Raw genomic sequence first — 24,285 nt, 5'->3', positions numbered from 1 at the left:
AAGAAAAACGCCGAAGATACTCTTCGGCGCTTTTTGTTTGCGTATCACATCGGCGTCTTAACTCAGGGTTGGATCAACCTTTACCCTTCCACGGCACCAGAAACTTCTCGGCCGCCCGCATCAGCATATCGATACCAAAGCCGATCACACCAATCAGAATGATCCCCATGATCACAATATCGGTAAGCTGAAATTTGGATGCGGTCATGATCATCATACCCGCCCCCTGTTCCGCCGCGACCAGTTCTGCCGCCACAACCGTTCCCCAACACACACCCATTGCAACACGCGCACCGGTGAAAATTTCAGGCAGGGAGTTGGGCACAATCACATAACGCATGACCTGCCACTTTGACGCGCCCAGCGAATAGGCAGCATGCACCTTTGAGATCTTGACCCCGGACACACCGGACCTTGCAGCAATCGCCATGATCCAAAGCGCCGCAAGAAACAGCAGGATAATTTTGCCTGCCTCGCCAATACCCGCCCAAATGATCACCAGCGGGATCAAGGCCAGTGGCGGCACCGGACGCATGAATTCGACAATCGGATCGAACCAGCCGCGAAACCAGTTGCTCAACCCCATCGCATAGCCAAGCGGGATTCCGACGATGGCGCCCAGCAAGAAGCCGACAACAACCCGAAACAGGGAGGAGCCCAGATGCTGAAGCAACGAAAAGTTGCGAAAGCCTTCTGATGCAATTTGCACCGACCGTTCCCAGACCTTTTCAGGTGCCGGCAAATACAGCGGTTCCATTTGCCAGCCTTTGGACGGTGTGAAATTCGGCGTCCCCTTGTCCGAAAGCTTTACCTTGCCGTGTTCCGTCTTCACGGTGCCGCCCGGTGCAATCTTCTGCCCGTTGATCGCGATGACCTTTGCACCATCTTTTTTGGTCAATGCGTCGTTGGCATCAACCCGCACCAGCCCGGACCGCCACTGCGCAATCGATATGACGTCATTCTTGGCAAAGCCGTCGCCCGGATCGATTTCGGGCAGCTCGACCTCCTCTTCGCGAGGATGCACGATGACAGTCACCGTGGCATCATCAGGGGCTTGCCCTTCCACCTGCGCCGTATAGGTAAAACTGGTCTCCCCCATGAAGGGGGCGGGCGCATGCAGAAACTTCGGCAACAATGTCGACCCGGTAAATACCCCCCACATAAGAAAGATCGTGAAAATCGAAATGATGCCGGCGACACGGTTGGGCCTGACGGCGCTTTCATCGCCAAAGGTTACCGTCTTCAACGAGGTATAATCTCTGGTCCCTGCGCCCTGCACCAATTTGGTGACAATGAAATAGGCCGCAACAAAGATCGCGATATAGATAATCAGGGGTATCATGCCGCATTCTCCGTGGTGCCCATAATCTCTTCTTCCATGTCCCAGATCATGTTCAGGATCTCTTCACGTTTGGGCCCGAAATCAGGATGTTTCTTCACCTCACGCAGATCCGCACCAACACCCAGCTCAGCAAAAGGCAGACGGTATTCCTTGTGAATGCGCCCGGGACGCGGGGCCATCACAATCAGCCGTTCGCCCAGCAACAGCGCTTCCTCAACGGAATGGGTGATCAGGATGATCGTCTTGCCGGTCTCTTTCCACAGTTTCAACACCAGCGATTGCATCTTTTCGCGGGTCAAGGCATCCAGCGCGCCCAATGGTTCATCCATCAAGATCACATCCGGATCATTTGCCAGACAACGGGCCAACGCCACACGTTGCTGCATACCGCCGGATAGTTCGTACACTGCCTTTTCCTTGAAATCCTGCAACCCCACCACATCCAGCAGGTGATCCACGATCTCTTTCTTGTTGTTCTTCGGCATGCCTTTCATCGAAGGACCAAAGCCGACATTTTCACGCACCGACATCCACTCGAACAAGGCACCCTGCTGAAACACCATCCCGCGTTCTGCATCCGGTCCGGTGATGTTGTGGCCGTTCAAGGTCATCACGCCCGAGGTCGGTGCCAGAAACCCTGCAACAATGTTCAGCAACGTTGTCTTGCCACACCCCGAAGGGCCCAGCACGCTCAACAATTCGCCCGCTTTCAAATCAATCGACACATCCTGCAATGCTTGAACCGTGCCGCCATCCGGCAAATCAAATCGCATTGACAGATTTTCTATGGAGAGTCCGGTCATTCCATGCTGTCCCATCCCGTCGGGGTCAAAAGGGCAGGGGTCGCCCACCTCGGTTTCGTCAAAAGAGAAACGGCGCGCCCCCGGACGGGAACGCGCCGCCATGCATTTATTTCGCGGCTTCAAGCGGTCCGGTGTTTATGGCACCTTCATAACTGTCCAGAGCGGAATCAATCGATCCTGCCTCGACAAATACCTGTGCCACACCTTTCATGAAGGTCGCAGCGTTGCCCCCCAGCCAGGCTTGCGAAAGCTGCTCATCAATGGACGGAAAGACAAAACTTGAGATTGAAGCACGCGTTGCCTCGACATCCATACCCGACTGCTCGGCAATCACGGCAAGCATCTCGTCACTCTTGTTAGCGTTCCATTCTGCGTTTGCCGCAGCGGTCACACCAACAAACTTGGCAACGGTATCGCCATTTTCAGCGATGAAAGCTGCCGGTGCCGTCGTAACGTCAAACACCAGAATACCCAGTTCTTCTTTTTCTTTACCAGTCAGCAGAACATTGCCATATTCTTTCATCCGGGTCAGACCGCCGCCGTAACCACAGGCAAAATCCACGGCACCCTGCGACAGCGCAGCGGCACCTTCCGGCGGGGCCATGTCAACGATGGAAAGCGTGGAAATATCGACACCAAAATGGTCCATCTGACGCAGGAAACCATAATGTGCCGCAGTACCCAAAGGCACGGCCACTTTCTTGCCGGCCAACTCGCCTGCCGAATTCTTGTCGATTTCCAGATCGGATTTCACAACGCAGTTGTCGTTGTCCGAATAGGAAACAGCAACATCCACAATCTGAATGTCCTGACCGCCAGATGTTGCCACAACAAATGGCGGCACACCCTGAGAAACAGAAAGCTGGACATCCCCGGACGCCATGGCCGCCGACATCGCTGTTCCAGTTTCAAAAGAAACCCAGTTTACCTTCATGCCCAGCGCTTGGTCATAGGCACCCGATGCTTTGGCTGCCAGAAACGGCATTGGCCACTCAAGGAAATAGCCAACCGTAATTTCACCGTGGCCATCTGCCAGGGCAGCCTGACCTGTCAGCCCCATGAGCGCCGCAGCGACAAAGCCCGTTGTTGTTTTCTTAATCATGTTCTTCTCCCTATTGGTCATTGTCCCCCCTTTGTTGAAGAGGTGTTGTTCGTGAACCTGCATTGTAAAATTGCGCAAAAATGAAACCAAACATCTCATTCTTGATGCAAAATCCACACATCCGGAAACATCTTGTCCGTTCTTTTCGCGAAGAGCAATAAATTCTGTCGCCTTGATTGAGATTAGGACATCCAAATTCTCAAAGCGACAATTCATGCAACCAAAGCGTCGCAATCCAGTCCGAATTGATGGTGCACCACGCCGAATTCACGCGAAATGCAGCTCTCTATGAGGCTGTGTCACCATGACCAGTCCAGTGATTCAGACGGGACTGGTCAGATTTTAACAGGGGTTCATCACAACCTGGGGCTTAAACCAGTGCCGAACCAAATGGATCGTCGACCACGCCGACCAGCTGCAACAGGAATGTACCGCTATCCCCATCAAGTGCCGAAGCATAGTAGCCATCTATCGCGTTCTGCGCGGCGGTGACGCTGCTCGCCGATCCGTCAAACAAAGCCATCGCAGCAGAGGCATTGCTGACATCCGACATGCCTTTGGTGATTGAATAATAGACACCAATGTCTGTCTTGATGCTCAGATGCTGCTGATCTGCGGCTTGCTGGATCATCTGTGCTTCGGTGGCATTTGCAATCGGTGACTTGGCACCGCCCAGCACACCCAGAATGAACTGGTCCCGCCCAACCGTGCCATCGTTCAGATGGCCAAGCCAGAAATCAACACCTTCCTGATCGCCTGCACGGCCCAGCACGTTGTTGTAAACCGCAGCCACGAAATCCGCGTTGCTCAGGTCCGCTGCATAGGTCGCGCGTGTCTCGTCCTGATCAATAAAGAGAGTCGCCATCTGCTCAAGCGTTGTCCCACCGGCAAAGGCTGTCCCCCAAAAGTTCAACCCGATCGCATCCGGCGCACGGTTGAAATAGGCGATGTAAAGTTCGACGAAACTTTCCATCTGCGTTTCAGTCAGGGTTTCCGTCCCCGCAAACCTGGTCAGGTCAAAGGCGGCGTCAGCACCGCCACCAAAGCTTACCGCTTCGATATTGGAAATCCTATCGCTGCCGTCCCCGCCTGCACGTCTGTCCGTTACAGTTGTGGCTTCGGCGTTCAAGACCAGTGTATAACTGCTTTGGTTGCCCGAGAAGAGCGCCATGTCAAAGCCGTCACCGCCATCAATAACATCGTTTCCGCCATTCCCACTTAACAGGTTTGCCAACTCATTACCGGTGATCTTGTCATCTCCTGCGCCGCCGCGCGCATCTTCGATCTCGACACCGAAGGCGATAGTGTAGCCCCCGTTGGCCACTGCACCGCCATTGGATCCAATGAAGGACAGGAACCCCCCGCCACCTGCGTCCAGCTCAAGCGTGGCAGGGCGCAGATCGATCTCGGCATTATCGGTGGCACCGGAAAAATCAATCAAGTCGTGACCACCGGTGTCCCAGATGGTTATCAACGTGGGATCGATGCCATAGACGGTATCGCCCGCACCGGTTCCTGTGTTTGCGCCATACAACAGTTGAAGGGCTGCAATATCCAACGCACCATAGGCTGATGGCTCCCCGGTAATATCAAGGCCGGGATGTGCGTTCGATGCGCCGGGATTATAGGACATCCGGGTCGCCAATTCCGTATTGTGGTTAAAGTCGCCCAGATCACCATCCACGGTCACACCCGGCAACTTGCCCGGTCCGTCAAAGGGATGGCTCAGGCCAAGGGAATGACCGATTTCATGGATCAGGGTCACATCAGTCAGGCCAATATATTCTGTAGGCACAAAGATCTTTGAGATTCCCGGTGCTTGAGGAATGGAAACACCCGTTGTTGATGGATCGTCGAATTGGGCAATATGGACAAATTCGATGTTGACGCTGTCGCCGACTGGAACTTCTTCAAAGGTCAGGTTCACAACTGTTGAGATATAAGCAAAAATATCCCGAACAAAATCGCGCTGCGCATCGGTCCAGAAAAGCGAGTTTGTCAAATCACCACTGTCATTGCCGGGGTCGACCTCGCTCCCGGCGCCAAGAAAACTGAAAGTGATATTCGTGGTCGTGTGCACATCTGATTGTGCATAGGGCGTCAACGCGGCGAGCAACGGCGAGTTGGTCGGGATCATTTGAATTTCCTCGTGAAAAAACTGCACCAGCAGGGTGCAATTCACACTCGATCCAGACCCGCCCCATGTCAACAAACAAACGGCGGTACAGACATCTTTTGCGACATACCCCGAGTCGGAAACCTATCGTAGTGCGTCACCTGGAATCCCATAACCATTAGACACCCAAAGATTCTGGCGCTACCATTTCATAAGGTCTGGCCCTACGCGATTCTAGGATTTGCCAGCATTGATTGAGCGGCACGGGAACTTCCCGCCCCGATTTCACCCGACACTCTATTCGAAAGGTCTGACAATGGACGGCAATTTCAAAGAAAACGATCTCTCACGCGTTGTCGAAGCAGACCGCGCCCACATCTGGCATCACCTCAGCCAGCACAAACAATACATGGACGCCAATCCCGACAACCAGGTCGATCCCCGCATTATTGTCGAAGGCAAAGGCATGCGCGTCTGGGATCAAAAAGGCAAAGAACACCTCGACGCTGTTTCCGGCGGTGTCTGGACAGTCAATGTCGGCTATGGCCGGGAACGCATCGCCAATGCCGTGCGCGACCAGTTGATCAAGCTCAACTATTTTGCAGGCTCTGCTGGCTCCATCCCCGGCTCTCACTTTGCAGAGAAACTGATCTCCAAGATGCCCGGCATGAGCCGCGTCTACTATGCCAACTCTGGCAGCGAGGCGAATGAGAAGGGCTTCAAAATGGTCCGCCAGATTGCCCACAAGAAATCTGGTGGAAAAAAACACAAGGTCCTCTACCGCGACCGCGACTACCACGGCACCACCATCTCGGCGCTCTCCGCCGGTGGTCAGGACGAACGCAACGCACAATACGGCCCCTTCACCCCCGGCTTCGTACGCGTTCCCCATTGCATGGAATACCGCGCCTTTGAACAAGACGGCGCACCACAGGAAAACTACGGCGTCTGGGCCGCAGACCAGATCGAAAAGGTCATCCTCGCCGAAGGCCCCGACACCGTCGGCAGCCTCTGCCTTGAACCTGTCACCGCCGGCGGCGGTGTCATCACGCCTCCTGACGGCTACTGGGACCGCGTGCAGGAAATCTGCAAGAAATATGAGATCCTGCTGCACATCGACGAAGTTGTCTGTGGCGTTGGCCGTACCGGCACATGGTTCGGCTACCAGCATTACGGTATCAAACCAGACATGGTCACAATGGCCAAGGGGGTCGCTTCCGGCTACGCCGCCATTTCCTGTCTCGTCACCACCGAAGAAGTCTTTGATATGTTCAAGACAGATGCCTCGGACACGATGGATTACTTCCGCGACATCTCAACTTTTGGTGGCTGCACGGCAGGACCGACGGCAGGACTCGAAAACATCGCCATCATCGAAGAAGAAGGCCTGCTGGAAAACACTCTGGCGCAGGGCGACTACATGCTCGACCAACTGCACGCTCTTTCCGACAAGCATCCGGTTATCGGTGACGTGCGCGGTAAGGGTCTGTTCCTGGGCGCGGAACTGGTCACAGACCGCGAAAGCCGCGCAGCGGTCCACGAATCCAAGGCCGCCGCTGTTGTCGGGGACTGCATGAACCAGGGCGTAATCATCGGCATGACCAACCGCTCCGTTCCGGGCAAGAACAACACCCTGTGCTTCTCACCTGCCCTGATCGCGCAAAAGGACGACATCGACCAGATCATATCGGCAGTAGATGGTGCTCTGGGCCGCGTCTTCGGCTGAAAACACCTGCTGTAACAACAGCTTAGGCCGCCGGCATCCTCCGGCGGTCTTTTTGCATCATAATCAGGTTACCGCACGATCCAGCCGGAATTTGAATTAATACGGAACCTTTTCCCTACCCTTCGTGTTTGCCTATCAGACCAGATTTGGAGAAAAACATGAAAAAGCTACTTCTTTCGCTACCTCTCATGGCCGCACTCGCGGCCTGTGCAACAGATCAACAAACCAGCACACTGGCAGGTGCCGCAGTTGGTGCCGCCGCTGGTGCCGCCGTTTCCGGCGATGATGACAAGGTCGTCGGCGCTCTGGTGGGCGGTGCCGCCGGAGCTGCCGCAGGCAGCTATATCGGACGCACACAATCAGGATCATGCGTCTACCAACGCCCGAACGGTTCGCGTTATACCGCAGCCTGCCCCTGATCACGTGCTGAAGTGACACCCTTGGGCCCCTGCATCGCGCGGGGGCCTTTTGACGTTGCATTACGGAGCGTCAGCATCACGGACGCGCCTCAACCAGTGATCGGAAGGATAGTCTTTAACAACACTTATGATCGGAATTTCCGGCGAGCCGAAGGTAGCATGCACAGTTTCATTCCGACGGATCAAGCCTGCGCTCCATGAAGTAGACATATTCACGCCAAGCCTCAGGGAAAGCTTGCGGATGTGGCATATCGACGAAACCTGCGTCCTGGTACATCTCTTTTGCATGGGTGAGAAATTTCGCCGACGAAAAAATCGCCCTTTTATAACCATCCGACTTCATCTGCTCGAACATGCGCTCCAGCATCATTCGTCCCAGACCATGCCCTCTGCCATTTTCGCGCACGAACAACCGGTTGAGTTCGGCAGTCATCCCATCAGCTTCATTATACATCACACACCCGACGGGTTCTCCATCCAGTCGCGCAAGAAAGATACCGCCACGCGGCCTTGCGTGTAGGCCCGGCAGATCCTCCAGGATCTTTTGGAATCTTTGCGGGTCCATCGGATTGCCTTCGGTCGGCCAATCGTCGGGATATGCTTTCCAATGCCAATCCAGCCAGTCTTGGCAAAGCGCCTGCACGGCTTCAATTTCGTCATCCTCAACGACCAAATCAACGGATATTTCTGTCATCAACGCATCCTGCCTGTTTATCAGTGCCACATCGCTCCTCCATCATGGCAACGAAGTCAATTCCAACGCATCGCCATAGCGGCCTCACGCTCAACAGAAAAACAGCACAGATCTGTTCGAACCCCGACAGGGATGCCCACGCCATCCCCCTCACGGAAAATCCTTGTACTTTTTCCGCATTTTCTCATGCCCTTTATTCAGCAACCTTGGGATATTGTCGTCACTCGGGAACCTCTTGATCCCGCCGCCCAGCAGGGCCAGCCAATAAATCCGCAATATCTGGTTCAGACGCGGTCCGTACCCCGCGCCCATCTTGCGAAACCAGCGCAGCATGTCCCTGTCGATGCGGATTGTCACCCGCGTCCTTGCGCGTGGGCTCGGTGATCCATACTCCATCCCACGCCAGCGGAAGACTGTCACTCAGCCACTCATCGCGCAGCCGGCCTTGCAGGTCCTCCAATTCATACATCATCTGCGCATATGCATCACGCCTGTTCATCGCAATCTCCTTTGGGCTTGTCACAAGCTCGCATTGATGCCCACAAACCTTGTCGCGTCCCGAATGCACCGCATGGTGCACAGGGGGTGCACTGGGAACATCCCCCGTGCTGCGGCAATTTTCCACCTTAATGAAATCCAAGGTCTCATTTATGCGTTCACATTGCCTGAAGCAAATGTTAGGATAGCTGCATTAATTTGGTGTTTTCACATCCCCATAATGCCAGATTGAAACAGATTTCGGTCCAGTGTATACTTCACCCATGACCCTTCCCGTTGAAACCTTTTTCCTGAATCCCGACGCTCAAGGCACCCTGCAACAACAGATTCAGCAGATGATCGCGCAGGGCATCCTTTCGGGTCGCTTCCAACAGGGTGAAAAGCTCCCTTCCACCCGCAAACTCGCAGCCCATCTGGGCGTCAGCCGCATCACCGTCACCATCGCCTATACAGAATTGCTGGCTAATGATTACCTCGTATCCAAGGGACGCTCAGGTTATTTTGTCTCCGAAAACGCCCCTTCCCCCCCCACATTTAACGCTGCACCCGAAGGGCAGGATGCCGTCGACTGGACCCGCGCCATCGGTCAGAAATTCAGCGGTGCCGTCTCCATTTCGAAACCACAGGACTGGGCCAAATACCGCTATCCCTTTATCTACGGACAGGCCGATCAGACGCTGTTTGATCACGCGAACTGGCGGCTCTGTGCGCTTCAGGCTTTAGGCCAGCGCGACTTTACCTCATTGACAACTGACTATTACGATCAGGACGATCCGCAGCTGATCCAATTCATCGCCCGTCACACCCTGCCCCGACGCGGCATCACCGCCCGACCGGCGCAGATCCTGATCACTCTTGGCGCGCAAAATGCCCTCTGGTTGACAACTCAGGTGTTGCTTACCCAGCGTCGGAACGCCGTCCTTGAAGACCCCTGTTATCCTGCGCTGCGCGACATCCTGTCTCAATCACGGTGTCATGTAGCGCCTGTGAGGGTTGATGAATACGGCATTCCACCCGACGCGATCCCGCCCAGCACCGATGTCATCTTTACCACGCCCAGTCACCAGTGTCCGACGAATGCAACCATGCCCATGGATCGCCGTCGCGCCCTGCTTGATCGGGCGCGCGAAATGGAGGCGCTGATCGTCGAGGATGACTACGAATTCGAGATGTCCTTCCTCAAGTCACCTTCACCTGCCTTGAAATCTCTCGATACGGATGGTCGTGTAATCTATGTCGGCAGCTTCTCGAAATCGCTGTTTCCGGGCCTTCGTCTTGGCTATCTGGTCGGCTCCGAACCCTTCATCCGCGAGGCCCGCGCCTTGCGGGCTTCCGTGCTGCGCCATCCGCCGGGCCACATCCAGCGCACCGCCGCTTACTTCCTGTCACTTGGTCATTACGACGCGCTGATCCGGCGCATGGGTGCCGCCTTGCAGGAACGTCGTCACGTGATGGAAACCGCACTGGCCGCCCGGAGCCTCGACATTTCCGGCCGTGGGTATCATGGCGGCTCGTCTTTCTGGATGCGTGCACCGGCGGGAGTCAACACCGACGTTCTCGCCCGCCGCCTGCAAACCAGGAGTGTATTGATCGAACCCGGTCGCGTGTTTTTTGCAGGCTCCCACCAGCCGTCAAACTACTATCGCCTCGCCTACTCCTCGATCCCCAGCTCGCGCATCCGCGAAGGTGTCGACCTGATCGCCCAGGAGATCGCGGCAGCGATTTAATATGGACTTATTGCCTATGCCTATTTGGCCCTAACCCACATCCCTCAATAACCCTATTTTCCGCCTCAACACCCAGATTCGCACCCCCTACGAAATATTAAGGATATGCTGCTATGAAAATGACCACCGAAGAAGCCTTCGTTAAAGTCCTGCAAATGCACGGCATCGACAACGCTTTCGGGATCATTGGTTCCGCCATGATGCCGATCTCTGACTTGTTTCCCGCAGCGGGAATCAAATTTTGGGATTGCGCGCACGAAACATCGGGCGGCATGATCGCGGATGGTTACACACGCGCATCCGGTAAGATGTCGATGGCCATTGCGCAGAACGGCCCCGGCATTACCAACTTCGTCACACCGATCAAGACCGCCTATTGGAACCACACGCCGATGCTGCTTGTCACACCGCAAGCAGCGAACAAAACCATAGGTCAGGGCGGTTTTCAGGAAATCGAACAGATGAAGCTGTTTGAGGACATGGTATGTTATCAGGAAGAGGTTCGCGACCCATCGCGCATGGCCGAAGTCCTGAACCGCGTGATTGAAAAGGCACGGCGCGGCTCCGCACCTGCCCAGATCAACGTACCGCGCGATTTCTGGACACAGGTCATCGACATCGAATTGCCCCAGATCATCCGTCTTGAACGGCCTCAGGGCGGCGAACAGGCGGTCAAGGACGCGGCCAAGTTGCTTTCAGAAGCTGCGTTCCCGGTGATCCTGAATGGGGCCGGTGTGATCCTGTCGGGAGGCATTGAAGCCTCTGCAAAACTGGCCGAAGCGCTGGATGCACCGGTTGCCTGCAACTATCAGCACAATGACGCCTTCCCCGGCTCACACCCTCTCGCGCTTGGCCCGCTTGGCTATAACGGCTCCAAGGCGGCGATGGAGATCATCCAGAAGGCTGATGTTGTTCTGGCTCTTGGCAACCGTTTGAATCCGTTTTCGACATTGCCGGGCTACGGCATGAACTACTGGCCGACAGATGCCAAGGTCATCCAGGTCGACATCAATTCCGACCGGATTGGCCTGACGAAAAAGGTCGATGTCGCAATTCAAGGCGATGCCAAACGGGTGGCCGAGCAGTTGCTTGCAAACCTCGCAGCGGGCGCAGGCGACAAAGGCCGTCAGGAACGCAAGGACCTGGTAGGGCTGACAAAATCCCGCTGGGCGCAGGAATTGTCTTCGATGGATCATGAAGAAGACACCGACGAAGGCATCGACTGGAACGAACGTGCACGCAATCGCCAGCCGGACCACATGGCCCCGCGCCAAGCATGGCGTGCGATCATGTCCGCAATGCCTAAGGACGCGATCATTTCTTCCGACATCGGCAACAACTGTGCCATCGGCAACGCCTATCCTTCCTTTGAGAAAGGCCGCAAATATCTGGCACCGGGCCTGTTCGGGCCTTGCGGCTACGGATTGCCTGCGATCCTGGGTGCCAAAATCGGTTGCCCCGATGTGCCTGTGATCGGCTTTGCCGGTGATGGTGCATTCGGCATTTCGATGAACGAGATGACAGCCTGCGGGCGCGGAGACTGGCCTGCAATCACCATGGTTATTTTCCGCAACTACCAGTGGGGCGCGGAAAAACGCAACACAACCCTGTGGTTCGATGACAACTTTGTCGGGACCGAGTTGAACCTCGACGTGAACTACGCCAAAATCGCCGAAGGTTGCGGCCTGAAGGGCGTACAAGTGACGGGTATGGAAGAACTGACAACCGCACTTAACACGGCCGTCAACGAACAAATGAAAGAAGGCGTCACTACCTTCATCGAAGTTGTCTTGAACCAGGAGTTGGGCGAACCTTTCCGTCGCGACGCAATGAAAAAACCAGTGTCTGTTGCAGGCATCAACAAAGATGACATGCGTCCACAGACAACCACCTAAGGGAGCTGAAAAGTTCCCTCACCAAAAGGACAGACCATGACCATGCTGCAAGAGCTTCGCAAACGCGCAGCGTCACGGCCTGCCCATATCGTTCTCAGCGAAGGCCACGATCCAAGGATCGTGGCCGGTGCCGTTGAGGCCGCCCGCACCGGCATTGCCCGTGTCACCTTGGTCGGACCTCAAACCGAGATCGAGAAACACCTGACCGCGGCGGGTGCCACGGGCAATGATGCCATCAACATTGAGGATCCGGCGACTTCCCCGATGACTGATGTCGTTGCCCAGTCCTACTACGACCTACGCAAACACAAGAATATCCGTGCCGATTTCGCCGCGGATCAAGCACGCGATCCGCTGGTCTTTGCCGCGATGATGGTGCGCAACGGCCATGCTGATGGTACCGTCGGCGGGGCCGTCGCCACCACATCAGACACCGTACGCGCCGCGTTGCAGGTGATCGGCAAGGCCAAAACGGCATCTTTGGTATCCAGCTTTTTCCTGATGGCATTGCCTGCAAATCATCCCTCGCGTCGGGCTGCCATGACTTTTGGCGATTGCGGTCTTGTGATCGACCCCAACGCCGAAGAACTTGCCGCGATTGCTGTTGCCTCCGCAGCATCGCATCAAAAACTACTGGGCGAAATTCCCCGTGTGGCCTTGCTGTCATTCTCGACCATGGGCAGTGCCAGGCATCCCTCGGTGACCAAGGTAACAGAGGCAATGGCGCTCCTGAAAGAGAAACACCCCGATCTGGATGCGGATGGCGAACTCCAGTTTGACGCCGCCTTTGTGCCTGAGGTGGGCAGCGCCAAGGCACCCGGCTCATCCGTCGCGGGCCACGCCAACGTCATGATTTTTCCCAACCTTGATGCAGGCAACATCGGTTACAAGATCGCCCAGCGCATAGGCGGATGCTCCGCCATCGGACCCGTGCTGCAAGGCCTCGCCAAACCCGCCAACGATCTGTCGCGGGGATGTACAGCCGAGGATGTGACCAATATGATTGCCGTCACCGTACTTCAGGCCGACGATGGATAACCTCTGGTCGCTCTTGTCCCTGACCCTCGCCCAGGGCATTGCTCTCTCGGCGATCTTTTTTGCCGCAGGATTGGTGAAGGGTTTCACAGGTTTCGCACTGTCAGCCTTCAGTCTGGCCCTTGCGGTATTGATTTTGCCACCAGTTGAATTGCTTCCCATGATGTGGTGGCCGGAACTGGGTGCCTCGCTGCTTATGATGCGCGGCGGCTGGGACGGTGCGAATATCAAGGTGGCCGCCATCCTTACCCTGGGCAGCATGACAGGTGTTTTTGTTGGGCTTGGCCTGACAACCAGACTGGACCCGAAGCTATCGGCACAGATTGCACTCGTAATCCTGATTACCCTGGCGATCCTGCAACTGGCCAAGGTACGCCTGCGCGCGCTTGACAGCACTACAGGAACTGGGGCGACAGGTGTTGTTGCCGGTATCGTCACCGGCCTCGCCGGCGTCGGCGGCATGGTTGTTGCGCTTTATATTCTGGCCCGGGAAATGGAACCCAAAGTGATGCGGGCGACGCTAGTGACTTTTCTCTTTTTCGGTTCATTTACCTCCTTTCTTACCCACCTCTACTACGGCACCATGAACAGCACATCCGCAACACGCGGAATTTTCATACTTATTCCTTGCCTGTTGGGCGTCTTTTTGGGGCAAAAGCTGTTCACGCCGAAATTACAGCCCTACTATCGCAGTGTCTGCCTGACCCTGCTGATCGGCCTCGGGGCCCTGTCACTCCTGCGCAGCATCATTTGAAGGAACCGCCGATATGAATCAGCCCAAGATCGACCTGAGCCCAAAGGTATCGGACGAAATCCGCAAGACAACTTGTTACATGTGCGCCTGCCGCTGCGGTATCAACGTGCATTTGAAGGACGGTCAGGTTGCCTATATCGAAGGCAACCGCGACCACCCGGTGAACAAGGGGGTTCTTTGTGCCAAAGGCTCGGCGGGCATCATGCAGCACAACGCCCCCTCGCGCCTCAAGGCCCCGCTAAAGCGGGTCGGCCCACGCGGATCGGGCGAATTCGAAGAAATCAGCTGGGACGAAGCCTATCAAATCGCCGCCGACTGGCTTGAACCCATTCGCAACGAGAACCCCGAAAAACTGGCCTTCTTTACAGGTCGCGACCAATCACAATCCTTCACCTCCTTCTGGGCACAGGCCTTTGGCACCCCCAATTACGCCGCCCACGGCGGCTTTTGTTCCGTAAACATGGCCGCTGCTGGCATCTACACGATGGGCGGTGCTTTCTGGGAATTCGGCCAGCCTGATTGGGACCATACAAAACTGTTCATGCTTTTCGGCGTGGCCGAAGACCATGATTCCAATCCGATCAAGATGGGCATAGGCAAGATCAAGGGACGTGGCGCGCGCGTGATCGGCGTCAACCCGATCCGCACCGGCTATAACGCGGTGGCCGATGACTGGGTTGGAATCACCCCCGGTACGGACGGCTTGTTCATCCTGTCGATGATCCATTGCCTGATGAAAGCAGGCAAGATCGATCTGAACTATCTGGCGCAATATACGGACGCTCCCGTGTTGCTCAACTGCGATGAGAAGTCGACCGAATACGGCCTATATCTGCGCGATGAGAATGGCAAACAGCTGGTGATCGATCGCACAACAGGCAAACTGGCGGCCTTTGACAAACCCGGCGTCAGACCTGATCTTTCCGCCACACACCGTGCCAAGGGCATCACCCATGTCCCCGTCTTTCACAATATGGCCAAACTCTATCTCAGTGACGCATATGCCCCCGAAGCCGTGACAGAACGCTGCGGGATCAGCGCCAAACGCATCCGTGCCATCGCCGCTGAAATCGGTCGGGTCGCCTTCGAGGAAGCCTTCGAACTGGACCAGGAGTGGACGGATTTCCGCGGCGAGACGCACAAAACCATGACAGGGCGCCCCGTGTCTTTCCACGCGATGCGCGGCATTTCGGCCCATGCCAACGGCTTCCAGACCTGTCGCGCCCTGCACACCCTGCAGATCATCCTCGGCACGGTCGAAGTACCCGGCGGTTTTCGCTTCAAACCCCCCTACCCCAAGCCTGCCACAGCGCATCCCAAACCCCATATCGGCATGACACCCGGTGCTCCGCTGAATGGTCCGCATCTCGGGTTCGTGCAGGGCCCAGACGATCTCGCCCTCAAGGACGACGGCACCCCGGCCCGCATCGACAAGGCGTTCACATGGGAAAACCCGATGTCCAGCCACGGGTTGATGCACATGGTGATCTCCAACGCCCATGCCGGCGATCCCTATAAGATCGACACATTATTCATGTATATGGCCAACATGTCGTGGAATTCCTCGATGAACACCGGTGGCGTGATGGAGATGCTGACGGACAAGGATGAGAACGGCGAATACGTGATCCCGCATATCATCTACTCGGATGCCTATGCCTCTGAAATGGTCGCCTACTCCGACCTGATCCTGCCCGACACGACGTACCTTGAACGGCACGATTGTATCTCGCTGCTGGACCGTCCGATCTGTGAAGCGGATGCCGCCGCCGATGCCATCCGCTGGCCGGTGGTGGAGCCGGACCGCAATGTCAAAGGCTTCCAGTCCGCGCTATGTGATCTTGGGGCGAAACTGGGCCTGCCCGGTTTTGTGAACGACGATGGCAGCCAGAAATACGCCGACTATGCGGACTACATCACCAACCACGAACGCCGCCCCGGCATCGGCCCGCTGGCGGGCTGGCGCCTGGGGGAGAAGGGCCTGCAATCCGGGCGTGGCGGCGTCAACGCCAGCCAGATCGACAATTATATCGATAACGGTGGCTTCTTCGTCAAACATATCCCAGATGGCGCGCAATATTATAAACCCTGGAACATGAAATATCAGGAATGGGCCGTGGGCATGGGCCTGTTTGACAGCCCGCAACCCTATCTGTTTTCGCTCTATGTTGAACCCATGCGCAAATTCCAACTGGCCGCCGAAGGCCACGGCGAGAGACAGCCCCCCGAACACCTGCGCCAGCGGATCAAAGACACCATGTCGCCCCTGCCCATCTGGTATGAAACCGATCAGCAAGGCAACGAGGGTTTCACCATCAACGCGCTGACCCAGCGCCCAATGGCGATGTACCACTCATGGGGGTCGCAAAACGCCTGGCTGCGGCAATTGCACGGGCACAACCCGCTCTACCTGCCAACCAAATTGATGCGCCGGAACGACCTGACAGATGGCGACTGGGCGCGGGTTTCCTCTCCGCACGGCGAAATCACTGTGCCGGTGATGGAAATGGCCGCGCTGAACGAAAATACCGTCTGGACGTGGAATGCCATCGGCAAACGCAAAGGCGCATGGGCGCTGGACAGAGATGCACCGGAAGCGACCAAAGGCTTCCTGCTCAACCATCTGATCCATGAATTGCTCCCACCCAAGGCGGATGGCATGCGATGGGCCAATTCTGATCCGATCACCGGACAGGCGGCCTGGTTCGACCTCAAGGTACGGATCGAAAAAACCGTCGCACCCAAAGAATCCCGCCCCGAATATCCACCAATAAAATCCCCTGTCGGCCAAGGCCCCGACACATTGGCATGGAAGGTCGGCAAATGACCGCATCTTCATCTTGCAATCTAAACTCCGGGGGTCCGGGGGCTGGCCCCCGGTCCAATCTCAACAAGGAGCGCCTCACATGACGACCCTTCCCGAACAAACCGACAAGAAACTCGGCCTTGTCATCGACCTGGATACCTGTGTCGGTTGCCACGCCTGCGTGATCTCCTGCAAGGGCTGGAACACCGAAAACTACGGTGCGCCCCTATCGGATCAGGATCCTTATGGTGCCAATCCCTCGGGTACGTTCCTCAACCGCGTGCACTCCTACGAAGTACAGCCCGACCAGGGAACTGCCCAGCTGATCCACTTCCCAAAATCCTGCCTGCATTGCGAAGACGCCCCCTGCGTCACCGTCTGTCCCACCGGTGCCAGTTACAAACGTGTCGAGGACGGCATCGTTCTGGTGAACGAAAGCGATTGCATCGGCTGCGGACTCTGCGCCTGGGCCTGCCCCTACGGTGCCCGCGAAATGGATCAAGAAGAGAAGGTGATGAAAAAATGCACGCTTTGCGTGGACCGGATCTACAATGAAAACCTGCCCGAGATCGACCGTGAACCGGTCTGCGTGCGCACATGTCCCGCCGGTGCCCGTCACTTTGGCGATCTGGGCGACCCGAACTCCGCAGTCAGCCAGTTGGTGAAGGACCGCGGTGGCGTCGATCTGATGCCTGAACAAGGCACCAAACCTGTCAACAAATACCTGCCCCCACGCCCCAAGGATGCCCTGCCCGAGATCGACGTGCTCGCCCCCTATCTCGACCCCGTAATCGGTGAACCCAAGGGTTTCCTAGGCTGGCTCGACAAAGCCCTGGAGAAAATCTGATGCATCCGGCACCCTCCGTCATCTTCTTCTCAGTTTTCTCCGGCCTCGGTTTCGGCCTGCTGGTCTGGCTTGGACTGGGCATACCCGCCGTCACCGGCGGATCGGCATTTGCCTTTTTCGCCATTGCCTATCTTCTGGCCGTCGGCGGGTTGATCTCTTCTACCTTCCACCTCGGTCACCCTGAACGCGCGCTCAAGGCCTTTAGCCAATGGCGTTCAAGCTGGCTCAGCCGCGAGGCCTGCTGCGCGGTCGCCGCCCTCGTCCTGATGGGGTTATACGGGTTGGGCCTCGTGTTCTTTGATGCCCGCTGGACCTTGCTCGGCGTTCTGGGCGCGCTGTTTTCCATCGCAACGGTTTTCACCACTTCGATGATCTATGCCCAACTCAAGACCGTGCCGCGCTGGCACATGCCCCTGACACCTCTGAACTTTCTCTCGCTCTCTTTTGCAGGGGGGGCATTGTTGGCCGGTCAGGTCACAGCCGCAGCGATCCTGATCCTGCTGGCCGGAGGCATCCAGCTCCTGACTTGGATCATGGGGGACAAACGTCTGGCTGAAAGCGGCACCGACATGGCCTCTGCCACGCGATTGGGCAACATCGGCACGGTACGGGCGTTCGAACCACCCCATACCGGCACCAATTATCTGCTGCGTGAATTTGTACATGTGATCGGGCGCAAACACGCGAGAAAGCTGCGCATCATCGCCCTCGTCTTGATGTGTCTGCTGCCCGTCCTGCTGCTGCTTTTACCGTTCAACCACATCCTTGCGGTCTTCGCCGTGCTCGCCCATGTTGCAGGCGTCTTGACCGCCCGATGGTTGTTCTTTGCCCAGGCCGAACATGTTGTCGGCCTGTATTACGGAAAGCGCTAGTCCCTGTTGGCGGGGGGGGAAACCCGTCCCACATCAACAAGTATCATAAGGCGGGGTACATCCCGCCCTATGTTTTACGGCTTCATTTCAACAAGCCTGCATGCCGCATGCCTGCGTCGACCAAGGCCTTGGTTTCGTCCGTCAGACTGGTCAACGGTAGACGCACCTCATCCGCGCAGAGATCCAATCGGGACATGGCGTATTTCACTCCGACCAAGCCCGGTTCGGTAAAGATCGCTCTGTGAAGCGGCATCAACCGGTCCTGAATTTCCAGGGCCGCAGTGTAATCACCCTTGGCGCAAGCCGCCTGAAGCTGGCTACACAAGGCGGGCGCGACATTTGCGGTGACCGAAATACAGCCCACCCCACCCTGTGCATTAAAGCCGTGCGCAGTCGGATCTTCGCCAGAAAGCTGGCAAAAATCCGTGCCGCAGGTGATCCGCTGCATGCTGACGCGCGCAAGGTCGCCGGTGGCATCCTTGACCCCCACAATACGCGGCAGCTTGGCCAGTTGCCCCATGGTCTGCGGTGTCATGTCGATGACAGAACGCGGTGGAATGTTATAGATGATGATCGGCAGACCGCAGGCATCATGGATGGCGGTGAAATGCGCGATCAGCCCGCGTTGCGTCGGCTTGTTGTAATAGGGCGTGACGACCAGAATCGCATCCGCGCCAACCTTTTCGGCATGCTGTGCCAGTCGGATGGCCTCGACCGTGTTGTTGGATCCCGCGCCGGCGATCACAGGCACACGTCCGGCGGCCGCCTTGACCACCTCTTCGACCACGGTTTCATGTTCGCCGTGGGTCAACGTGGGCGATTCGCCGGTGGTACCGACGGGGACAAACCCGTCCGACCCTTCGCCGATGTGCCATTCCACGAGTTTTTTCAGTGTCTCCAGATCCAGCGCGCCGTTCCTGAACGGCGTGACGAGGGCAGGCAGAGAGCCTTTAAACATTTGCACGCTCCTTTATGTGCTGGCCGGCAGAACCGGACGGGGACAAAGACGGCGAAGTGATTTGATTGCGCCGCCCCTTGGGCTATGTTGCAAGGCTCTAGCCCTTTGCCCACAGGAAATGCAAGTGATGACACGGATTCTGACCGCCCTGCTGCTTGTTTTCATCACTGCACTGCCCGTTCTGGCAGAGCGCCCGCGCCCCCTGGGCTGGGCCATGGCAGCAATGCGCAATGGCAATTGGGATGCCGCCGCACAATTGGCGGCACGTGACGGACAGGTTGCCCTTGATGTAATCGAATGGCACCGCTTGCGGGCAGGACGTGGCACATTTCAACAGGTCCGCGCCTTTCTCGACCGTCGCCCCGACTGGCCGGGAGAGGCATATCTGCGCAAACGGGCCGAGGATGAAGTCATTGCACAGGATGACGCTGCCATCCTGTCCTTCTTTGCTGAAATGCCCCCGCAAACTCCACGCGGCGTGCTCGCTCATGCCGCAGCATTGATGCGGGCGGGGGAAACAGGCGACGCCAAAGCCAATGTCGTTCTCGCCTGGCGTACGATGCCAATGAGTGCAACCTCCCAGGCCCTGTTTCTGACCCGCCATGCAGAGATCCTGGAACCGCATCACAAGGCCCGCCTGGCCGAAATGCTCTGGCAAGGCGAACATGACGAAGCCCGACAGATGTTCGACCTGGTGGATAAAGACCAGATCGCATTGGCCAAGACACGTATTGCTTTGCAGCGCCGCGACGCCAATGTGAACGCATTGATTGATGCGCTCCCTCCCGCTCAGGCCAAAGACCCCGGTTTGCAAAAGGACCGCTTTGAATGGCGGATCCGCAAGGGTCTGGTGCAGGATGCCAAGGAACTCCTGATCGAACACAGCACCGGACCGGATGCTCTGGGCGTGCCAGAGGCCTGGGCCAACCGCCGCCGCGCTCTGGCGCGTGGCGAAATGCGCTCGGGCGATCCAAGACGCGCCTATGCGATGGCATCCCTGCATTTCCTTGAATCCGGGTCTAACTATGCCGACCTCGAATGGTTGTCCGGTTACATCGCGCTGCGGTTTCTTGACGAACCAGAAGCGGCGCTGCAACATTTTCTGAATCATGATAGCGCCGTACGATCACCGATCTCTCAAGGCCGCGCCGGATATTGGCAGGGTCGCGCGCTTGAAGCCCTGGGCAAGACCGAGGAGGCGGCGCTCGCCTATGCGATGGGTGCCGAATACCAGACCTCTTTTTACGGGCTGCTGGCGGCCGAACGCGCCGGCTTGCCCTTTGATGCCAGCCTGTCCGGACGCATCGCCCCTGAAAAGGACTGGCGCACATCCCCCCTGGTCGCGGATCCGCTGTTTGAAGCGGGGCTCCTGCTTCAGGCTTCGGGGGAGTTGAGCGTTGCGGAACGCTTCTGGACCCATCTCGCGGATCAGCTGGTGCCCGAAGACCTCCTGCTGCTGGGCCAAGCAGCCATTGACGTGAACCAGCCACATTTGGCTGTGATGATCGGCAAACGATCGGCGCGGCGCGGGATTACCCTTCCTGCCGCTTATTATGCACTGCATCCGCTTATGCAGGAAGATCTGCCCATGGCACCGGAAATGACATTGGCAATTGCACGACGCGAAAGCGAATTTGACCCCGTGGTACAAAGTCGTGTTGGTGCGCGTGGTTTGATGCAGATCATGCCCGCAACCGCCAAGGATGTGGCCCGTGACCTGGGTGTCCTGCCCCTGCACACGACCGATCGCCTGATAGCTGATCCAGTCTACAATGCGCAACTGGGCGCGGAATATCTGTCACAGATGGCAGGCCGGTTTGACGGCAATGTGGTGATGGTATCCGCCGCCTACAACGCCGGTCCCGCACGTCCGCCGCGCTGGATCAAAGACTACGGCGATCCCCGCAAGGGCGAAATCGACATCGTCGACTGGATTGAAATGGTGCCGTTTCGCGAAACGCAAAACTACATCATGCGCGTCACCGAAAGCCTGCCAATATACCGGGCGCGGCTGGGCAAAGACCCTCTACCGATCCCTTTCAGCAAGGAATTAACCGGCGATACGTTGAAGCCGTTCGCGCCAAAAAGTGAATAGGCCCGCGGCAATGATCAGCCCTGCTCCGACTGCGACATTGGTGCGCACGGTTTCTCCGAAGATGCTGATCCCGATGATCGCGGCAAAAACCAGTTGCAGATAAGCAAAGGGCTGGACCGCACTGGCCTCTGCCACTTCGTAGCACCTGATCAGCAACCAGTGACCGGTCACGCCGGTCACGCAGAGACACCCCATGTATACCCAGTCCGATGCTATCATCGGCTCCCAGAACCATACGCCTGCGCATGTCATGGCGACGGCCCCGACAGTGCCAGTCCAGAAAAAGCTGGTGGCCGCTGTATCCTCGTGCGCGACATAGCGGGTCAGCAAGCCATAAAGCGCAAACATTGTCGCTGCCAGCAAGGGGATCGCAGCGGCAGGATCAAACACATTCATCCCCGGTTGCAGGATGATCATCACACCGACAAAGCCGACACCAATCGCGCACCATCGCCGCCAGCCGACACGTTCGCCCAGTACCGGACCAGACAACGCCGCCACAAGCAAAGGATAGCAAGTAAACACCGCATGGCTTTCCACCAGACCCAAAATGGTGAACGCCGCCACCATGACACAAATTTCCCCTGAGAGCAGTAGCCCGCGAAATGCCTGTATTACAGGTTGTGACGTACGCGCCGCGGCTCTGATCCCTCCGGCTTTGCGCCGCGCAATCGCGATCACAAAGGCAGCAAAGAACCAATAGCGGATCATGACCACCATCAGCACATTGTATTCTGCCGCCAGATGCTGTGACAGCCCGTCCTGGAGGGCAAAGACAATGGTGGTTGCAACCATCAACACGATGCCAAGCTGAATGTTGTTGCCCTGGCTCATGTCGGCATCCGTGCACAGGTCATATGGCGCTTGCGGCCAAAGCCCGGAACACGTTCTACTGTGAAACCCGCATCACCTAGGCCGCGGCGTACGAACCCTGCGGCTGTATAGGTCGCTGCAGTACCATGCGCATGCGTATGCTTGCCGACTTCAACCATCAATTCGGACGACCACATCTCGGGGTTCTTCGCGGGGGAAAACCCATCTAGAAACCAGGCATCCGCCTTGTCATGCCACCTGGGCAGAGTAATGCGGGCATCGCCTTCGATCACCTCGGCATGCAACCCGGGCAGTTCGATTACACCTCCAGCGCCGCTCCACGCCTGCGCCAAAAGATCGCGTTTGCCGCCAAATGCCGGAAAGGAACGATGTGCCCTGATCATGTCGGCCTGCGTCATCGGATACGCCTCAAAGCTGGTAAAGCGCAGCGGTCCCGCCATCGCCAAATCAGTCCAGGCATCCCAAGCTATCAATAGGTTCAATCCCGTGCCAAACCCCAATTCAGCAATGTGAAAACCCGGGACGAATCGCGCCGGCAGGTGGTTGCCCTGCATGAACACATGCCGGGTTTCCGCCACGCCATCCTGTAAACTGAAGAAAGGATCGTCAAAACGCGTGGACACCGGAGTGTTCCCATCACGCCAAGTAATCTGATCTATCTGGTTCTGCACGAGCACACCGCGTAAAGGAAGACATGGCGCAGATGTGCGCGAAGGAGCGGCCCTTGGCAATATATGATCTGACAATACGTGGCGCGGGTATCTTCGGGCTGGCCGTTGCCTGGGTCGCCGTTCAGCGCGGCGCGCGCGTCCAACTCATTGACCCCTTTGGCGCGGGTGCGGGCAGCAGCGGCGGTATCGTGGGCGCACTGGCCCCGCATGTGCCAGAAAGATGGAACCCAAAAAAGGCCTTCCAGCTGGAAAGCCTTTTGATGGCAGACCGGTTCTGGGCACAGATCTACGCCGCAGGCGGTGTTTCCCCGGGATATGCCCGCAACGGCAGATTGCAATCGATCGCTGATGAACATGCCCTGCGTCTGGCAAACGAGCGGGCGCAGTCGGCAATACCCCTGTGGAACAACCACGCCACCTGGCAGGTCTTGCCTGCGCAGTCCTCTGGCTGGCAGCCTCGCAGCACAACAGGCTATCTCATCCACGACAGCCTCAGCGCCTTGATCCACCCGCGCAAGGCCTGTCAGGCATTGGTGGCTGCCCTGGCGGCACAGGATGTCACCGTCCTCCCCGAAGGGACGGATCACGGACAGGTGCTTTGGGCCACGGGAGTAGCGGGACTGGAAGCACTGACCGCAGGACATACACGCAGCATGGGCAACGGCGTCAAGGGGCAGGCCGCCTTGTTGAAACATGATGCTTCCGGCATGCCACAACTATACGCCGCCGGCGTCCACATCATACCGCATTGCGATGGCACAGTCGCTGTCGGCTCAACCACGGAACGCAGTTATCGCTCGGCCACCACAACCGATGACTCCTTGAATACAGTTATCAAGGCCGCGCGCACCGCCGTTCCTGCCCTGCAGGATGCGCCGGTGATCGAACGCTGGGCCAGCCTGCGCCCCCGTGCCCGCAGCCGTGCACCGATGCTCGGCACCTGGCCCGGCAAAACGGGGCATTTCATCGCAAACGGCGGCTACAAAATCGGGTTTGGCATGGCACCAAAAGTTGCGGAAGTCATGGTCGATCTGATGTTGGAAGGGCATGACACGATCCCCCAGGGCTTCCGTGTCGAAGACAATCTGTAG

20 protein-coding genes are annotated in these 24,285 nt (G+C 57.2%); 11 read left to right on the top strand and 9 right to left on the bottom strand.

What is annotated here, in order from left to right; all coding sequences use genetic code 11:
- Positions 1-73 precede the first annotated feature (73 nt).
- From OS190_RS02960 to OS190_RS02945, 4 genes are all read right to left on the bottom strand, one after another.
- Positions 74-1,342, bottom strand: coding sequence for an ABC transporter permease (locus tag OS190_RS02960; protein ID WP_267157167.1), 1,269 nt, complete (start codon positions 1,340-1,342; stop codon positions 74-76).
- Positions 1,339-2,145: a taurine ABC transporter ATP-binding protein gene (locus tag OS190_RS02955; RefSeq protein WP_267157339.1), complete on the bottom strand. Its 807-nt coding sequence runs from the start codon at positions 2,143-2,145 to the stop codon at positions 1,339-1,341. Before OS190_RS02955 ends, OS190_RS02960 begins: the two co-directional genes overlap by 4 nt.
- Positions 2,146-2,251: 106 nt before the next feature.
- Positions 2,252-3,247 carry a taurine ABC transporter substrate-binding protein gene (locus OS190_RS02950; RefSeq protein ID WP_267157166.1) on the bottom strand — a complete coding sequence of 332 codons (996 nt, stop codon included), beginning with the start codon at positions 3,245-3,247 and terminating at the stop codon, positions 2,252-2,254.
- Between the two features lie 370 nt (positions 3,248-3,617).
- Positions 3,618-5,384, bottom strand: a complete 1,767-nt coding sequence (locus tag OS190_RS02945; protein WP_267157165.1) for a DUF4214 domain-containing protein — start codon at positions 5,382-5,384, stop codon at positions 3,618-3,620.
- A 295-nt stretch (positions 5,385-5,679) separates the two neighbouring features.
- On the opposite strand from OS190_RS02945, the gene OS190_RS02940 reads away from it, so the two are divergent.
- Positions 5,680-7,089 carry an aminotransferase family protein gene (locus OS190_RS02940; protein ID WP_323370562.1) on the top strand — a complete coding sequence of 470 codons (1,410 nt, stop codon included), beginning with the start codon at positions 5,680-5,682 and terminating at the stop codon, positions 7,087-7,089.
- 158 nt (positions 7,090-7,247) lie between these two features.
- Positions 7,248-7,508: a YMGG-like glycine zipper-containing protein gene (locus OS190_RS02935; protein WP_267157164.1), complete on the top strand. Its 261-nt coding sequence runs from the start codon at positions 7,248-7,250 to the stop codon at positions 7,506-7,508.
- A gap of 169 nt (positions 7,509-7,677) precedes the next feature.
- Here the strand turns inward: OS190_RS02935 and OS190_RS02930 are convergent, their stop codons facing one another.
- A complete protein-coding gene (locus tag OS190_RS02930; protein ID WP_267157163.1) occupies positions 7,678-8,202 on the bottom strand; it encodes a GNAT family N-acetyltransferase in 525 nt (174 codons plus the stop codon).
- A gap of 150 nt (positions 8,203-8,352) precedes the next feature.
- A complete protein-coding gene (locus OS190_RS20530; RefSeq protein WP_416237365.1) occupies positions 8,353-8,535 on the bottom strand; it encodes a hypothetical protein in 183 nt (60 codons plus the stop codon).
- Between the two features lie 428 nt (positions 8,536-8,963).
- On the opposite strand from OS190_RS20530, the gene pdxR reads away from it, so the two are divergent.
- The 7 genes from pdxR (at position 8,964) to OS190_RS02890 (ending at position 18,636) form a co-directional block, all read left to right on the top strand.
- Entirely contained in the window at positions 8,964-10,427 is a 1,464-nt protein-coding gene (gene pdxR / locus OS190_RS02920; protein ID WP_267157161.1) for a MocR-like pyridoxine biosynthesis transcription factor PdxR, read from the top strand.
- 113 nt (positions 10,428-10,540) lie between these two features.
- Positions 10,541-12,322 carry a sulfoacetaldehyde acetyltransferase gene (gene xsc, locus OS190_RS02915; protein WP_267157160.1) on the top strand — a complete coding sequence of 594 codons (1,782 nt, stop codon included), beginning with the start codon at positions 10,541-10,543 and terminating at the stop codon, positions 12,320-12,322.
- A gap of 36 nt (positions 12,323-12,358) precedes the next feature.
- Positions 12,359-13,360 carry a phosphate acetyltransferase gene (gene pta, locus OS190_RS02910; RefSeq protein ID WP_267157159.1) on the top strand — a complete coding sequence of 334 codons (1,002 nt, stop codon included), beginning with the start codon at positions 12,359-12,361 and terminating at the stop codon, positions 13,358-13,360.
- Positions 13,353-14,111 (top strand): sulfite exporter TauE/SafE family protein, encoded by a 759-nt coding sequence (locus OS190_RS02905; protein WP_267157158.1) that lies wholly within the window; start codon positions 13,353-13,355, stop codon positions 14,109-14,111. Before pta ends, OS190_RS02905 begins: the two co-directional genes overlap by 8 nt.
- 13 nt (positions 14,112-14,124) lie before the next feature.
- The gene (locus OS190_RS02900) at positions 14,125-16,938 is read left to right on the top strand and encodes a molybdopterin oxidoreductase family protein (RefSeq protein ID WP_267157157.1); all 2,814 of its coding nucleotides are present in this window, start codon (positions 14,125-14,127) and stop codon (positions 16,936-16,938) included.
- Between the two features lie 79 nt (positions 16,939-17,017).
- Positions 17,018-17,764 carry a 4Fe-4S dicluster domain-containing protein gene (locus tag OS190_RS02895; RefSeq protein ID WP_267157156.1) on the top strand — a complete coding sequence of 249 codons (747 nt, stop codon included), beginning with the start codon at positions 17,018-17,020 and terminating at the stop codon, positions 17,762-17,764.
- Positions 17,764-18,636, top strand: coding sequence for a dimethyl sulfoxide reductase anchor subunit family protein (locus OS190_RS02890; protein WP_267157155.1), 873 nt, complete (start codon positions 17,764-17,766; stop codon positions 18,634-18,636). The genes OS190_RS02895 and OS190_RS02890 overlap by 1 nt, the downstream gene beginning before the upstream one ends.
- A gap of 82 nt (positions 18,637-18,718) precedes the next feature.
- On the opposite strand, the gene dapA is transcribed toward OS190_RS02890, so the two are convergent.
- A complete protein-coding gene (gene dapA / locus OS190_RS02885) occupies positions 18,719-19,594 on the bottom strand; it encodes a 4-hydroxy-tetrahydrodipicolinate synthase (protein ID WP_267157154.1) in 876 nt (291 codons plus the stop codon).
- A gap of 118 nt (positions 19,595-19,712) precedes the next feature.
- On the opposite strand from dapA, the gene OS190_RS02880 reads away from it, so the two are divergent.
- Positions 19,713-21,689, top strand: a complete 1,977-nt coding sequence (locus OS190_RS02880; RefSeq protein WP_267157153.1) for a lytic transglycosylase domain-containing protein — start codon at positions 19,713-19,715, stop codon at positions 21,687-21,689.
- On the opposite strand, the gene OS190_RS02875 is transcribed toward OS190_RS02880, so the two are convergent.
- Entirely contained in the window at positions 21,645-22,523 is an 879-nt protein-coding gene (locus tag OS190_RS02875) for a DMT family transporter (protein WP_267157152.1), read from the bottom strand. The two genes, OS190_RS02880 and OS190_RS02875, sit on opposite strands and share 45 nt — an antisense overlap.
- Positions 22,520-23,194, bottom strand: a complete 675-nt coding sequence (gene mnmC2 / locus OS190_RS02870; RefSeq protein WP_267157151.1) for a tRNA (5-methylaminomethyl-2-thiouridine)(34)-methyltransferase MnmC2 — start codon at positions 23,192-23,194, stop codon at positions 22,520-22,522. The genes OS190_RS02875 and mnmC2 overlap by 4 nt, the downstream gene beginning before the upstream one ends.
- Positions 23,195-23,247: 53 nt before the next feature.
- On the opposite strand from mnmC2, the gene OS190_RS02865 reads away from it, so the two are divergent.
- Positions 23,248-24,285, top strand: a complete 1,038-nt coding sequence (locus tag OS190_RS02865; protein WP_267157150.1) for an NAD(P)/FAD-dependent oxidoreductase — start codon at positions 23,248-23,250, stop codon at positions 24,283-24,285.

The sequence above is a fragment of the Sulfitobacter sp. F26204 genome (assembly GCF_026410305.1).
Classification (GTDB): Bacteria; Pseudomonadota; Alphaproteobacteria; order Rhodobacterales; family Rhodobacteraceae; genus Sulfitobacter.
Note: the sequence above shows the minus strand (reverse complement) of the source record. Positions and strands in the feature narration are given on the sequence as shown.

What these genes read in the sequence shown, in the direction of transcription:
- OS190_RS02960 (WP_267157167.1), bottom strand. Translation starts at nt 1,342, where the DNA reads ATGATACCCCTGATTATCTATATCGCGATCTTTGTTGCGGCCTATTTC.
- OS190_RS02955 (WP_267157339.1), bottom strand. Translation starts at nt 2,145, where the DNA reads ATGACCGGACTCTCCATAGAAAATCTGTCAATGCGATTTGATTTGCCG.
- OS190_RS02950 (WP_267157166.1), bottom strand. Translation starts at nt 3,247, where the DNA reads ATGATTAAGAAAACAACAACGGGCTTTGTCGCTGCGGCGCTCATGGGG.
- OS190_RS02945 (WP_267157165.1), bottom strand. Translation starts at nt 5,384, where the DNA reads ATGATCCCGACCAACTCGCCGTTGCTCGCCGCGTTGACGCCCTATGCA.
- OS190_RS02940 (WP_323370562.1), top strand. Translation starts at nt 5,680, where the DNA reads ATGGACGGCAATTTCAAAGAAAACGATCTCTCACGCGTTGTCGAAGCA.
- OS190_RS02935 (WP_267157164.1), top strand. Translation starts at nt 7,248, where the DNA reads ATGAAAAAGCTACTTCTTTCGCTACCTCTCATGGCCGCACTCGCGGCC.
- OS190_RS02930 (WP_267157163.1), bottom strand. Translation starts at nt 8,202, where the DNA reads ATGACAGAAATATCCGTTGATTTGGTCGTTGAGGATGACGAAATTGAA.
- OS190_RS20530 (WP_416237365.1), bottom strand. Translation starts at nt 8,535, where the DNA reads ATGCTGCGCTGGTTTCGCAAGATGGGCGCGGGGTACGGACCGCGTCTG.
- pdxR (WP_267157161.1), top strand. Translation starts at nt 8,964, where the DNA reads ATGACCCTTCCCGTTGAAACCTTTTTCCTGAATCCCGACGCTCAAGGC.
- xsc (WP_267157160.1), top strand. Translation starts at nt 10,541, where the DNA reads ATGAAAATGACCACCGAAGAAGCCTTCGTTAAAGTCCTGCAAATGCAC.
- pta (WP_267157159.1), top strand. Translation starts at nt 12,359, where the DNA reads ATGACCATGCTGCAAGAGCTTCGCAAACGCGCAGCGTCACGGCCTGCC.
- OS190_RS02905 (WP_267157158.1), top strand. Translation starts at nt 13,353, where the DNA reads ATGGATAACCTCTGGTCGCTCTTGTCCCTGACCCTCGCCCAGGGCATT.
- OS190_RS02900 (WP_267157157.1), top strand. Translation starts at nt 14,125, where the DNA reads ATGAATCAGCCCAAGATCGACCTGAGCCCAAAGGTATCGGACGAAATC.
- OS190_RS02895 (WP_267157156.1), top strand. Translation starts at nt 17,018, where the DNA reads ATGACGACCCTTCCCGAACAAACCGACAAGAAACTCGGCCTTGTCATC.
- OS190_RS02890 (WP_267157155.1), top strand. Translation starts at nt 17,764, where the DNA reads ATGCATCCGGCACCCTCCGTCATCTTCTTCTCAGTTTTCTCCGGCCTC.
- dapA (WP_267157154.1), bottom strand. Translation starts at nt 19,594, where the DNA reads ATGTTTAAAGGCTCTCTGCCTGCCCTCGTCACGCCGTTCAGGAACGGC.
- OS190_RS02880 (WP_267157153.1), top strand. Translation starts at nt 19,713, where the DNA reads ATGCAAGTGATGACACGGATTCTGACCGCCCTGCTGCTTGTTTTCATC.
- OS190_RS02875 (WP_267157152.1), bottom strand. Translation starts at nt 22,523, where the DNA reads ATGAGCCAGGGCAACAACATTCAGCTTGGCATCGTGTTGATGGTTGCA.